The following is a 12907-nucleotide window of genomic DNA, read 5'->3' on the forward strand; positions in this document are numbered from 1 at the left end:
GAGCGTGCTATGTTTATAAGTGATTTATTCCGGCTTATAGCCAATACGTTTTAACGATTTCCTGTATTTGGCGCTAATAATTAACAGGCAAATCATTTAACCCATGGAGCCTTTGTGATGAGCAAGAAACAACTGGGTCGTTCAGGCATTCAGGTGCCGGCGTTAACCTTCGGTGGCAACGTGTTCGGCTGGACGGCGGATCAAGCGACCTCGTTCAGCCTGCTGGATGCGCTGGTGGACAATCAGCTCAACTTTATCGATACCGCCGACGTTTATTCCAGCTGGGCACCGGGCAACCGGGGCGGCGAATCGGAAACCGTCATCGGCGAATGGCTGAAGAAGAGCGGCAAGCGCGACCAGGTGATCATCGCCACCAAGGTGGGCAAACCGATGGGCGAAGGCAAGCAGGGGCTGTCGCCGCGCTATATTCAGCAGGCGGTGGAGGACTCGCTGCGTCGCCTGCAAACCGATTATATCGATCTTTATCAGTCGCACGACGATGACCGCGATACGCCGCTGGAAGAGACGCTGGCGGCGTTCGATGCGCTGATCAAGGCCGGCAAGGTGCGGGCGATCGGCGCCTCCAACTATCAGGCGGATCGCCTGGAAGAAGCGCTGCGGGTGAGCGAGAGCAACGGATTGGCGCGCTACGAAACCCTGCAGCCGGAATATAACCTGTATGCGCGCGAAGGGTATGAAGCCGAGCTGGAAGGCGTGGCGCAGCGCCATGGCCTCGGGGTGATCAACTTCTTCGCGCTGGCCAGTGGTTTTCTGACCGGCAAATACCGCAGCAAAGCGGACGAGGGCAAAAGCCAGCGCGGCGATCGCATCGTCGAACGCTACCTGAACCCGCGCGGTTTCCGCATTCTGGCGGCGCTGGATCAGGTGGCGGGCAAACACGGCAGCTCCCCGGCGCAGGTTTCGCTGGCCTGGCTGATAGCGCGCCCGAGCATCACCGCGCCGATCGTCAGTGCGACCTCGTTGCCGCAGCTGGATGAGTTGGTCAGCGCCACCCGCCTGACGCTGGATGCGGACGACATTCAGGCGCTGAACGACGCCAGCGCCGAGTAGGGGGCGTTACCCGGTGGCGATTTTGCTCTATGCTGAAGGGGTTAACATGGCCCATTCAGGAACCCGCAATGTCTGGTGATACCATCAACGACCTCGCGACGCTGGAACAGCTGTACGGCAAACCCGCCGCGCCCTCGGTTTTTAAAGAAGTCAGCTATATTCACCCGGCGTACCGCCCGTTTATCGAGGCGGCGCCGTTTGCCGCGCTCTCGACGGTCGGGCCGGACGGCATGGATGTTTCTCCGCGCGGCGATCCGGCCGGTTTTATCCATATCGAAGACGAGAAAACCCTGCTGCTGCCGGACCGTCGCGGCAATAACCGCATCGACAGCCTGCGCAATATCCTGCACGACAACCGGGTGGCGCTGCTGTTGCTGATCCCCGGCATCGGCGAAACGCTGCGGATTAACGGGCGGGCGGAAATCGTGGTGGCGCCGGCGATGCTGCAGCGCTTCGTCCATCGCAACCAGCTGCCGCGTTCGGTGCTGCGCATTCGGGTGGAGGCGGTGTTCTTCCAGTGCAGCCGGGCGATCTTGCGTTCGGGATTGTGGGAAGAGGGCAGCCGCCTCGAACGTTCGGCGCTGCCCAGCCCCGGCCATATTTTGGCCGCGGTGAGCCAAACGCGCTTCGACGGTGAGGAGTACGACAGCGCGCTGCCGCAGCGACTGAAGGATACGCTGTATTAATCGCCGTGGCGTTCGCGCCACATTTGCCGGTTCAGCCGATACAAGACGTGCTTTTGCAGCGGATGGCCCGTCGGCAGGCGCGGATGCAGGAAGGTTTCGCCGTCAAACTGCATGCCGATGCGCGTCATCACCCGGCGCGACGGCTGGTTATTTTCGGCGGTGAAGGACACCACTTCCGGCAAGCGCAGCGTGTCGAAGGCGTACGCCAGCGCGGCGCGCGCCGCTTCAGCGGCGTAGCCGTTGCCCCAGTGAGCCGCCGCCAGCCGCCAGCCAATCTCCACGCAGGGGGCACAAGGCAGATCGTCGCCCGGCCGCGCCAGCCCGACAAAACCGATAAAAGGCGCGCCGCCTTTCACTTCCACCGCCCATAGCCCCCAGCTATGTTGTTGCATGAAGGCGCGGATGCGTTCGGCCTGCGCGTGGCTTTCCTCGGCCGTCATCGTCGCCGGGAAATAGCGCATCACCTGCGGATCGGCGTTAAGCGCGGCGAAGGCCGGCAGATCGTCGTCGCGCCAGGCGCGCAGCCGCAGCCTGGCGCTGTCGAGGGTAAGGATGGTCGACATGATACATAGCCTCCAATGAACAAGGGCGCGGCGAGCCGCGCCCTTGGGCTGTCAACGGAACAGCGTTTGCGCCCAGCGCGCCAGCCCGGCGGTGACCGAGCCGAAGTCGTTGCCGCCGACGATCGGAATGCCCGGCAGCTGCTGTTGCAGCGCGGCGCGCAGCAGGGGTGAGCGTGCGCTGCCGCCGGTCAGGTAGATCACTTGCGGCGCGGTCTGGCTGCTGGCCAGCGCGGCGCTGACCTGCTCCTGAATGCGCATCAACGGCTGCGAAATGGCGTCGGCGAGCTGAGCCTGGCTGATGCTCTCCGCCAGATCGGCCTGCACGAAATTGAGCGGCGCGCTGATGGCCGTTTGGCCGGACAGGGCGATCTTACTCTCTTCGGCCGCCCGCACCAATCGGTAGCTCAGGCGCTGTTGGTACACTTTCAGCAGGCGTTTGACCTTTTCCGGCTCCGCCGCGTCGAGGATCAGATCGCGCAGCACGCGGCCGTTGGTGGCGCTGTAGAAGTCATTTTGCGCCGGCACGTCGTTGGTCGCCACCGCGTTCCAGTAAGGCAGCGCCGGCAGGGCGATGCCCTTCGCGGTTTCGCCGCCCAGGCCGAACAGCGGCATCAGCTGTTTGAAGGCCAGCATGATGTCCAGATCGTTACCGCCGACCCGGCAGCCGCTGTGGCCCAGCAGGCTCTGCTGGCGATCGGCGCGGTCGCGCCACTGCGGCCCCATCAGCAGCACCGAGCAGTCGGTGGTGCCGCCGCCGATGTCTACCACCAGCACGGTTTGCTCTTCGCTCAGCGTCGCCTCGAAGTCCAGCCCCGCCGCCACCGGCTCGAACTGGAATTCAATGTCCTTGAAACCGGCACGTTCGGCGGCGCGCTGCAAAATGCCTTGCGCCTGCCGGTTGGCTTCGTCGCCGCCGATGCCCTGGAAGTTGATCGGCCGGCCGATCACCGCCTGATCGATGCCGGTCTGCAGCACGTTTTCCGCCTGGCGTTTGATGTGGAACATCATGGCGCACACCAGGTCTTCGAACAGCGCGATCTGCTGCGGTTTCAGGCCGTTGGCGCCGAGGAAGGACTTCGGCGAGCGCACGAAGTACACCTCTTCGGGATCTTCCATATAGTGCGCCAGCGCCTGCAGGCCGAACAGCACGCTGTCGCCGTTGACCGGAATGTCTTCTTCGCGGTTGTAACTGATGGCGCGGCGCAGCAGCTGCTGGTTTTCTTCGCTGCCGGTCGGCACCTGCCAATGGCGGTGCAGGCATTCGCTCACCGCTTCGCGGGTCGGCGCGCACAGCATCGAAGGCAGATACGGCTCGTTGTTTTCCAGCGTCAACAGCTCGGGGCCGTGGTCGCGCATCACTGCAACGGAACAGTTGGCTGTCCCGTAATCGAATCCAATAAACATCTCTTTTTTGTCCCCATGCCAATGAAGGGGGGCGACTTTACCCGAGACGAGGCCGGCGGGCAATGCACCAATGCGCGAGTGTCGAAAAATTTAGCGGGCGCGGCGGCGGCGTGCTTAACTTAATGTCCGAATTCCGCACGTCAGCGCGTCAGGCGAGCCCCATAATGCAGAAAAAACCGAACCCGAGCGTTGCCATGAATACTCAACAGCAAGCGTTGTACGACGCGCTGCGCGCGCGTGACCGCAAATTCGACGGCCGTTTTTTCGTCGGCGTCTCTTCCACCGGCATCTATTGTCGCCCGGTGTGCAGCGCCCGCACGCCGAAGCGGGAAAACTGCACCTTTTATCCGAGCGCGGCGGCGGCTGAACTGGCGGGGTTTCGCCCCTGCCTCAAATGCCGACCGGAACTGGCCCCTGGCCTGGCGCTGATCGATCTGGGCAACCGCTATGCCCAGGTGGCGGTGCAGCTCATCGAGCAAGGTTATCTGTCCGAGCACAGCTGCGAAGCGCTGGCGGCGCGGCTGGGCATTTCCGATCGCCACCTGCGGCGTATCTTCGCCGAACAGTTTGGCGCTTCGCCGATCGATTACGCGCAGTCACACCGGTTGCTACAGGCCAAGCGTCTGCTGGCGGATACCGACCTGCCGCTCAGCGAGGTGGCGTTCGCCGCCGGTTTCGGCAGCCTGCGGCGTTTCAACGAGCTGTTCAAGGCGCGCTACCGCCTGATCCCGTCGGCGCTGCGCAGCGGCGGCGCGCGCGGTGAACGGGCGGCCGCCAGCGGGTTGGTGTTTCACCTGGGCTATCGGCCGCCCTATGACTGGGCGCGCATGCTGAATTTCTTGCAGGCGCGCGCCGTGCAGGGCGTAGAGCGGGTCGAGGGGCGCCGCTACCTGCGCTCGATCGCCGTCAGCCAGGGTGGCACTGAACACCGCGGCTGGTTCAGCGTGCAGCCGGAAGAGGCGCGCAATCGGGTTCGGGTCGAGATCGCGCCGACGCTCAGTCTGGTGACGACGGAGGTGTTGCGCCGGGTCCGCTTGCTGTTTGATCTGGACGCCGCGCCGGATCGCATTAATGAGGTGCTGGGCTCGCTGGCGGCCGATGCGCCGGGATTGCGCCTGCCGGGCTGCGTGAACAGTTTCGAGCAGGCGACGCGTGCGGTGCTGGGGCAACTGGTCAGCGTGAAAATGGCGGCGACCTTCGCCGGGCGGATGGCCGAACGTTGGGGCGAAGCGCTGGCGACGCCGCATGAGGGCATCACCCACGTTTTCCCCACCGTAGAACGGGTGGCGCAGCTGCAGCCCGAAGAACTGCGCCCGCTCGGGGTGCAGGTGAAGCGTGCGGCGGCGCTGATCGAGATTGCCCGCGCGCTGGGCGAAGGGCGGCTGCAGCTCGACAACGTGCTGGATATCGAACAGGGCATCAAGGCGCTGACCGCGCTGCCCGGTATCGGCAACTGGACCGCCAGCTATATCGCGATGCGCGCCTGGTCGTGGCCGGACGTGTTCCTGGCCGGCGACTACCTGATCAAACAGCGTTTCCCTGGCATGACGCCGCGCCAGATTGAACGCTACGCCGAGCGCTGGCGCCCGTGGCGCTCTTACGCCACGCTGCACCTGTGGCACAACGGCGGCTGGGCGCCGGAAGGGGAGAGTTGAACGTGGCTAGCGGGGGGACTCGATCAGCTGCAGCAAGCGGCTCATGCCTTCACGCATCAGGAACGCCAGCAGCTTTTCCCGTTCGGCCGGCGTCAGGTGATAGTAATACTCGATCCAGACCCGTATTGGATCCTGGCGTTTGACGTCGTAGTCCGGATGATCGGCCTCGTGCAACGCCGAGAGGCTGCGCGCGCCGAATGGCAGGCTGTCGATATGGTATTCCAGCGCTTTGCCCTGTACGCCGCTGCGGCGGCGACTGACCCAGCCTTCTCGCCGGGCCATCAAATTGACTCCTTGTGGGGTTGAGGGCAACCCCGCCTTCCCCATCAGTTCCCTGGCGGAAAACCATTTCTTTTCCATAGTCCCTTATCCCTGAGTCATCACATGTCGAGGAAAATCAACGGATACGCTGATACTCGCATGGGCGATTCATCTTACTTAATCGTTTAAGCCTAAGGTGTTATTTATATCACTAATCTCGTATGGGTTAACACAATGTGAAATACGGGGGAGTGCGGCGGCGCCCGTGCGACGGCGCCGGTGAGGAAGAGGGATTAGCGAATGCCGAAATAACCGTCGCTGAGCAACACCGCCAGCGGCTGCTCCAGCGCCACCTGATCGCCGTCCGCCAGATCGATGCCGATATCGCGCAGCGCCTGCAGCGTCACCGGCTGGTGGGCCGGCCCGGCGAGCGTCTGCGCCTTGATTCGATGCGCCGCGCCGTTGAGCATCGCGACCATCAGCTCGTCCATCTGGTTGCAGTGCACGTTGGTGATAAAGCGCTCATCGATGCGAATGATGTCGATTCTCTGGTCGCTGAGCTCATCGAACGCATTGATGTTATGCCCGAAGCCGTTGACGATCAGCCGGCAGCCCTGCTGCTGCAGTTCGCGGAGAAATGCCCGACACTGCGCGGCGTGCTCCAGTATCGCGGCCTCGTCGACGCTGAACAGCAGCGCCTGCGGCGGCAGCGAGGAAGCGCGCACCGTTTCCGTCAGCTCGCGCTGGAAGTCGGCGCTGAGCAGACTGTCGATAGCCAGCGGCAGCGCGAGCGACAGCCCTTTGCGTTTGATGTCGTCGGCATATTTCACCAGCAGTTGCGCCGCCGTCCAACGGTCGATGTCCGGCATCAGGCCGTACAGCTGCGCGGCGGCGATGAACGCCTCGTGCGACAGCGGGCACTCGTCCGGCGCCATCACCTGCAGCTTCACCTGGTGAAACGCGGCCGACAGCGGCGTCGCCGGCGGCGCGACCGCGTGAGTCAGCAGCCGCAGTTGCCCCTCGCTGATGATCGTCTGCACTTCCTGCAGGCTCAGCACCTCGTGCTGCCGCTCCAGCCGCTGTTTCTGCCGCGTTTCGTACAGATAAACCTGGCCGCGCCCCTGGTGCTTGGCGGTGTAGCAGGCGATATCGGCCTGCGCCAGCAGTTCGCTGCTTTTGGCGTCGGCGCTGATGCGTGTGATGCCGGCGCTGGCGCCGACGCGGTAAATCTTCCCTTCCCAGTAGAACGGGTGCTGGCTGATTTGATTAACCACTTGCTGCACCAGCGATTTGGCCTGTTCCAGCCGGCAGTCGTACAGGATCAGCCCGAACTCGTCGCCGCCCAGCCGGGCCAGGCAGTCGCTATGGCGCAGCTGATGCCGCATCAGCTGGGCGATGTCCCGCAGCAGGGCATCGCCCGCCGCATGGCCGGCGGTGTCGTTCACCGCCTTGAACCGATCCAGATCGAGGAACACCAGCGAATGCGGCGACGACGGTTCCCCGCCGGCGACGATCGCCGCTTTCAGCTGTTTCTCGAAGCGGGTGCGGTTCGGCAACCCGGTCAGCGCATCGTGCGAGGCGCTGTAGCTGAGTTTTTTCATCAGTTCGCGCGAAGCGGTGACGTCCTGCAGCACCATCACCGCACCCATGGTTTCCCCGTCGAGGGTTTTCAGCGGTGAGACCGACTGCTGCACGTCGAAATAACGCCCGTCGCGGCTGTGCAGCACCAGCGCATAATCCGCCGGCCACTGCCGTGGGTATTGCGTGAGGTTTTCGATTTCCGGGCCGTCTTTGCCGTTGGTCAGGCGCACCACGCCGGCGACGGGCATACCGATCGCCAGTTCGAGCGGCCAGCCGCACATCTGTTCCGCCACCGGGTTCATAAAGGTGATACGCAGGTGGCTGTCGGTGGAGATCACCCCTTCGCCGATGGCGTCGAGAGTGATGTGCAGGCGCTCCTTTTCTTCGTGCAGCGCCTCGGCGAGGCTCTTGAGCTCGGTCATGTCGATATTGGTGCCGATCAGGCGCAGCGGCCGACTCTGATCGTCGAGGATCACGTTGCCCTGGCCGCGGATATGGCGCACTTTGCCGCCGCGCGTCGTGATGCGAAACTCCATGATGAATGGCCGCGGCTGCGCCAGGATCTCGGCCAGTTCGCGATCGGTGCGCTCGCGATCTTCCGGCACCAGCAGGGTGCGCCACAACGCCAGCGTCGGCGTTTGGTCGGGGGTGAGATCGTAGAGTTCGAACATGCGCTGATCCCAGGTGAAGTTTTCCTGGCCCATCACCCATTCCCAGATGCCGACGCCGCCCACCTGGTTGGCCAGCGTGATGCGCTCCACCAACCGGTTGTTCTCCGCCTCGCTGCGCTTAAGGTCGCTGATGTCCTCCACCTGAGAGATGAAGTACAACGGCCGGCCTTCGCCGTCGCGCACCAGCGAGACCGCCAACAGCGCCCAGACCGTCTGGCCGTCGCTGCGAATATAGCGCTTCTCTAGGGTGTAGCTGCTGATATGGCCGTCGAGCAGTTCGTGCAGTTGGGATAGGTCGGCGTTCAGATCGTCCGGGTGGGTGATCTCTTGAAAGGTCAGGCGATAAAGTCTTTCGGGCGGATAGCCGAGCAGCTTGCACAGCGCCTGGTTAACCTGCAGCCATTTGCCCTCCGGCGACACCAGCGCCATGCCGATGGCGGAATACTCCAGCGCGCTGCGAAAGCGGCTTTCGCTCTCGACGATATGTTGCTTTTCCACCCGGAATGTGTGCATCACCATCGCCATGGCGTGCGCCGGGATCAGGATCAGCAACATCGGCAGATAGAGGCCGAGTTCGCCCAGGAAAGTGTGCCGGGAAGACGTAAGGCGCATCAGGCCCAGCGACAGCAGGACGGTGATCAGCAGGATTGTACAGAAACAGACGGTGAAGGTTTCGAAGCGCGACAGGGCGATAGCCGCCCACAGCAGCGGCAGGATGACGAAGGTAAAGGGGAAGGGCAGATGCGTCAGCGCCAGATAGCTGAAGGCCAGCGATCCCATCAGGGTCAACAGCAGCGGATACGGATTCAGCCCAGCCAACAGGCGGCGGTGATAGGTGAGCCCGAGCGGCGCCAGCGACAGCACCCCTATCGCCTCAGCGATGAACCAGGTGCCGAACGATTGCCAAAACGTCTGGTCCGGCGTGGGGGTCAGTCCGGCGGCCAGCAGCGCGCTGAACAATGGGGTAAATATCACCGCGCAGACCACGAAGCGCAGCCAACAGCCCAGATCGCTCAGCGGATCGATCGCCGGCAGCGTGCGGCGCAGCAGCAGAGCGCACACTGCCGCTTCCAGCAGGTTGATGGCGGCCAGCTTGACGGGAATGGCGCTGAGGCCGAACAGCAGGAAGCTGGCGAGCACGATGCCTGTGCCGCTGGCCAGTAGCGGCAAACCCCAATGACGCGGGGGATGGCGATACAGCACGGCGATCGCGGCGGCGGTCGGGAACCACAGCGGCGTGAAGTGATGAGCCTCACTGGATAACGACAGGCTCAGCAAGGCGAGCAAAAACGTCGCCAGCGCCACGAACAGGGAATGCGTCAGCACGACGCCTTTGTGTGTGCCGAACGTGTTCGGCGCGCTGATCTCCATAGACACCCTTACCGATGGCCTCTGCCTGTGATTGAATTCATGACGTGGATGAATTAAGACGATTTATTGGCAAAGGGTAGTACAGCGTGAGAGGAAAACCTACCGGGAGGGCCGACTTTACTGCATTAGCGCAGGCCCGGCGACAGAATGACGAGAAAGCCGGCGCGGGGCCGGCTTTGAGCGTCTTACAGCAGGAACAGGGTGGCGAGGCCGAGGAAGATGAAGAAGCCGCCGGTGTCGGTCAGCGCGGTGATGAGCACGCTGGAGCCGACCGCCGGATCGCGGCCCAGTTTGAGCATGGTCATCGGGATCACCACGCCCATCAGCGCCGCCAGCAGCAGGTTGAGCAGCATCGCCAGCGTCATTACGCCGCCCATCGCCGCGTCGCCGTACAGCAGCCAGGTGATCACGCCCATGATGCCGCCCCACACTACGCCGTTGATGATGGCCACCCCCAGCTCTCTGAGCATCAGGCGCGAGATGTTGCCGACTTCGATCTGGTGCAGCGCCAGCGCGCGCACGATCATGGTGATGGTCTGGTTGCCGGTGTTGCCGCCGATGCCGGCGACGATCGGCATCAGCGCCGCCAGCGCTACCAGCTGGGAAATGGTGTGCTCGAACAGGCCGATCACCCGCGAGGCGATGAATGCGGTGCAGAGGTTGATCGCCAGCCAGGCCCAGCGGGTTTTGACCGCTTTGCTGACCGGGGCGAACACGTCTTCTTCCGGGCTTAAACCGCCCATGCGGCGCAGGTTGGTGTCGCTCTCTTCGTTGACGGCGTCGACGATCTCTTCGATGGTCAGGCGGCCCATCAGTTTGCCTTTGGCATCAACCACCGGGGCGCTGATCAGGTCATAACGTTCGAAGGCGCCGGCCGCATCATCGGCCTTGTCCTCAGGCTGAAAGGTGGCGGGATCGCTGTCCATCACGTCGCGCACCGGGATCTCCGGATCGTTCAGCAGCACCGCGGTCAGCGGCAGCTCGCCCAGCAGGGTGTTTTTGCGGTCGGTGACGAACAGTTTATCGGTGGCGTCGGGAATGGTTTTGCGCATGCGCAAAAAGCGGTGCACCGCGCCGAGCGTGACGTCCGGCCGCACCGTCACCAGTTCGAAATCCATCATCCAGCCGACGCTGTCTTTGGCGTATTGGCTCATCTCGCGCACCTGGGCGCGCTGCTCCGGCTCCAGCGAGGTCAGCAACCGGCCCATCAGGTTACGCGGCAGGTATTGCGCCAGGTAGGCCTGTTCGTCGACATCCAGCGTTTTGATCGCCTTGAGCAGGTCTTTGTCGCTCATTTCCTCGATCAGGCTGTCCCAGACCGGCTCGGCGACTTCCACCAGCGTCTGGCCGCGCTTGCTGTTGCCCACCAGCCGCCACAGCGCCATGCGTTCGTCCTGCGGCAGCGCTTCCAGCAGGTCCGCCAGGTCGGCGGCGTGCATGTCGTCCAGCAGGCCGGTAATTTCCGCCGTTTGGTTCAGCCGTTCGCTTTGGCTGAGGGCGTGTTCATCCCCCGGCCGGCCGAGAATGCCGTCGACCAATTCCTTATTGTTCAACAACAGAGTAAGAATGCGCTGGCGGTGTTCAGCGACTTTTTTGACGTTATGGGTTGCGGCTGACATGGTGTTCCTTAACGGGCGCTCGGCGTTCCTGACGCAGGCTCATTAAAAGATAGAGCATAGCGAGTGCCGGAGTCATTTTTATGAAACGGACGGGGCGCGGCGGTTATTCAGAGGAGGCGTCCTGTTGCGGCGCGCTGACTTCGGCGGCGTTTTGCGCAGCGGCCTGCTTTTTTTCCTGATGATGAGGCACCGCCACCACGGCGGCGTACAGCAGTCGGCCGACTAAAATGATAAAGCTGATAAACAACACTATCTTCGTCATCTGTCCGGTGGTTTTCTTGCGCATATATCACCCGGTATGCCGGTGTCCTGTGTTATTCGCTCGAGAATTTGTAACCGGATTTTAGGCGCTGATGACAAAAGTTGTCCATTTTTTTCCGGCGGGCGGCGCGCCGTATTAGGGTTTCGTTTAGGTTGGCGAGGCGGGGCGGAAAGAAAAACCCCCTGGCTGGCAGGGGGCGGGGGATCAGGCGGAGCGCTGTTCGTCTTGCGAGCCTTCTTCGTCGATCAGCAGCTTCCAGCCGACGACGTCGTTCCAGTAGGCCTGCTCGCGCTCGAAGTCCAGCTGCACCAGGTTGTTTTGCGCCAGGTAGCCGGCCGGGAAGCGCAGCGTCCAGTGGTTGTCGTCGGTGGTCAGGCGCAGCGTTTCCGGCGTGGTGGTCGACTGGCGCTGGTTGTTGAGCAGGGTGCTCAGACGCAGCAGCTGGATCAGCGGCAGGTAGTGTTTCTTTTTGAACAGGTTGAGGCGCGGCAGCTCTTCCAGCTTGATCGCCTTGCGGTGGAAACGCACCAACGCCGCCAACAGCAGCTGCTGTTCCTGGTTAAAGCCAGGCAGATTGGAGTTTTGCAGAATGTAGGCCGAATGGCGATGCATGCCGCTGTGGTTGATGCTCAGCCCCACCTCGTGCAGCATGGCGGCCCATTTCAGCAGGGCTTCCAGCTGCGGATGCGCCAACTTGGTGTTTTGCGCCATCCACTGCGAGTAGAGCAGTTCGGTGGTTTCCAGCACCCGCTTGGCCTGTTCGCGGTCGATGTTGTAGTGATCGGCCAGACTCTTGGCGGTGCGGCTGCGGATGTCCTGGTGGCGGAAACGGCCTTCCATTTCATACAGCACGCCTTCGCGCAGCGCGCCGTCGGACAAGCGCAGATCGCGGATCGCCAGCGCGTCGAACACGCCGCACAGGATAGCCAACCCCGGCACGAATACCGATTGTCGGTCTTCCGACAGCCCCGGCAGGCTCAGCGAGCCGAAGCTTTTGAACTGCAGCACCTGTTCGGCGAGCATTTCCAGGCGTTCCAGGGTGATGAGACCGTCTTTTTCTCCCATCGCCACCAGCACTTCGTGGGCGGCCTTGATGGTACCCGAGGCGCCCAGCGCGTACTGCCAGCCCTGAATGCGGTACTGCCAGGCCAGCGTTTCCAGCTTCTGTGCCGCCGCCAGCCGAGCGCGGCGGAAGTTGTTTTTGCTGATCTCTCCGCCCGGGAAGAACAGCTGGGCGAAGCTGACGCAGCCCATGCGGCGGCTTTCCGCCAGCAGCGGCTCGAAGTCTTCGCCGATCACCAGCTCGGTGGAGCCGCCGCCGATGTCGATCACCAGCTTGCGGCCTTTCTCCGGCTGGGTGTGTTCCACGCCCATGAAGATCAGGCGCGCCTCTTCCTGGCCGGCGATGATTTCGATCGGGTAGGGGATCACTTTGGCGGCGCGCTTGAGGAATACTTCGGCGTTCACCGCCTGACGCAGGGTGTGGGTCCCGACGATGGTGACGTTATCCGCGGGGAAGCCCTGCAGCCGTTCGGCAAACAGCGCCAGGCAGGCCAGGCCGCGTTCTATCGCCTCTTCACTGAGTACGTTGTTGCTGTCCAATCCGTCGGCGAGATGTACCCGTTGTTTCAAACGGCCCAATACCTGTAAAGCGCCGTTGACGACGCGGGCGATCACCATGTGGAAGCTGTTCGACCCGAGGTCGATGGCGGCGATTTCCTGCGGTTTGTTCGATGCAGTGTTTTTTAGCGGCATAGTTGCTG

General features: G+C 62.9%; 10 protein-coding genes. 3 read left to right on the forward strand and 7 right to left on the reverse strand.

The window, feature by feature from the left end; translation table 11 throughout:
* Window positions 1-117 precede the first annotated feature (117 nt).
* Both WA302_RS09190 and WA302_RS09195 read left to right on the forward strand, forming a co-directional pair.
* Window positions 118-1071 (forward strand): aldo/keto reductase, encoded by a 954-nt coding sequence (locus WA302_RS09190; protein WP_049204848.1) that lies wholly within the window; start codon window positions 118-120, stop codon window positions 1069-1071.
* 68 nt (window positions 1072-1139) lie between these two features.
* Window positions 1140-1757 carry a pyridoxamine 5'-phosphate oxidase family protein gene (locus WA302_RS09195; RefSeq protein WP_025303857.1) on the forward strand — a complete coding sequence of 206 codons (618 nt, stop codon included), beginning with the start codon at window positions 1140-1142 and terminating at the stop codon, window positions 1755-1757.
* On the opposite strand, the gene WA302_RS09200 is transcribed toward WA302_RS09195, so the two are convergent.
* Together WA302_RS09200 and yegD are read right to left on the reverse strand one after the other, a co-directional pair.
* Window positions 1754-2320, reverse strand: a complete 567-nt coding sequence (locus WA302_RS09200; protein ID WP_025303856.1) for a GNAT family N-acetyltransferase — start codon at window positions 2318-2320, stop codon at window positions 1754-1756. The genes WA302_RS09195 and WA302_RS09200 overlap by 4 nt on opposite strands.
* 51 nt (window positions 2321-2371) lie before the next feature.
* On the reverse strand, window positions 2372-3724 hold the full coding sequence (gene yegD / locus WA302_RS09205; RefSeq protein ID WP_197819540.1) for a molecular chaperone: 1353 nt from the start codon (window positions 3722-3724) through the stop codon (window positions 2372-2374).
* A 164-nt stretch (window positions 3725-3888) separates the two neighbouring features.
* Here yegD and alkA point away from each other — a divergent pair, with 164 nt between their 5' ends.
* Window positions 3889-5379 carry a DNA-3-methyladenine glycosylase 2 gene (gene alkA, locus WA302_RS09210; protein WP_197819541.1) on the forward strand — a complete coding sequence of 497 codons (1491 nt, stop codon included), beginning with the start codon at window positions 3889-3891 and terminating at the stop codon, window positions 5377-5379.
* A gap of 6 nt (window positions 5380-5385) precedes the next feature.
* Here the strand turns inward: alkA and WA302_RS09215 are convergent, their stop codons facing one another.
* From WA302_RS09215 to ppx, 5 genes are all read right to left on the reverse strand, one after another.
* Window positions 5386-5739, reverse strand: a complete 354-nt coding sequence (locus WA302_RS09215; protein WP_025303853.1) for a DNA-binding protein — start codon at window positions 5737-5739, stop codon at window positions 5386-5388.
* Between the two features lie 194 nt (window positions 5740-5933).
* On the reverse strand, window positions 5934-9263 hold the full coding sequence (locus WA302_RS09220) for a diguanylate cyclase (RefSeq protein WP_164099466.1): 3330 nt from the start codon (window positions 9261-9263) through the stop codon (window positions 5934-5936).
* Between the two features lie 185 nt (window positions 9264-9448).
* Window positions 9449-10882: a magnesium transporter gene (gene mgtE / locus WA302_RS09225; RefSeq protein ID WP_025303851.1), complete on the reverse strand. Its 1434-nt coding sequence runs from the start codon at window positions 10880-10882 to the stop codon at window positions 9449-9451.
* Between the two features lie 103 nt (window positions 10883-10985).
* On the reverse strand, window positions 10986-11168 hold the full coding sequence (locus WA302_RS09230) for a YfgG family protein (RefSeq protein ID WP_004941600.1): 183 nt from the start codon (window positions 11166-11168) through the stop codon (window positions 10986-10988).
* Between the two features lie 180 nt (window positions 11169-11348).
* Window positions 11349-12899, reverse strand: coding sequence for an exopolyphosphatase (ppx, locus tag WA302_RS09235; protein ID WP_025303850.1), 1551 nt, complete (start codon window positions 12897-12899; stop codon window positions 11349-11351).
* Window positions 12900-12907: the final 8 nt, after the last annotated feature.

Source organism: Serratia sp. 201 (assembly GCF_037027545.1).
Lineage (GTDB): Bacteria > Pseudomonadota > Gammaproteobacteria > Enterobacterales > Enterobacteriaceae > Serratia > Serratia bockelmannii.

Bases quoted from the DNA above. Each gene is read 5' to 3' on its own strand.
- WA302_RS09190 (WP_049204848.1), top strand. From the start codon at position 118: ATGAGCAAGAAACAACTGGGTCGTTCAGGCATTCAGGTGCCGGCGTTA.
- WA302_RS09195 (WP_025303857.1), top strand. From the start codon at position 1,140: ATGTCTGGTGATACCATCAACGACCTCGCGACGCTGGAACAGCTGTAC.
- WA302_RS09200 (WP_025303856.1), bottom strand. From the start codon at position 2,320: ATGTCGACCATCCTTACCCTCGACAGCGCCAGGCTGCGGCTGCGCGCC.
- yegD (WP_197819540.1), bottom strand. From the start codon at position 3,724: ATGTTTATTGGATTCGATTACGGGACAGCCAACTGTTCCGTTGCAGTG.
- alkA (WP_197819541.1), top strand. From the start codon at position 3,889: ATGCAGAAAAAACCGAACCCGAGCGTTGCCATGAATACTCAACAGCAA.
- WA302_RS09215 (WP_025303853.1), bottom strand. From the start codon at position 5,739: ATGGAAAAGAAATGGTTTTCCGCCAGGGAACTGATGGGGAAGGCGGGG.
- WA302_RS09220 (WP_164099466.1), bottom strand. From the start codon at position 9,263: ATGGAGATCAGCGCGCCGAACACGTTCGGCACACACAAAGGCGTCGTG.
- mgtE (WP_025303851.1), bottom strand. From the start codon at position 10,882: ATGTCAGCCGCAACCCATAACGTCAAAAAAGTCGCTGAACACCGCCAG.
- WA302_RS09230 (WP_004941600.1), bottom strand. From the start codon at position 11,168: ATGCGCAAGAAAACCACCGGACAGATGACGAAGATAGTGTTGTTTATC.
- ppx (WP_025303850.1), bottom strand. From the start codon at position 12,899: ATGCCGCTAAAAAACACTGCATCGAACAAACCGCAGGAAATCGCCGCC.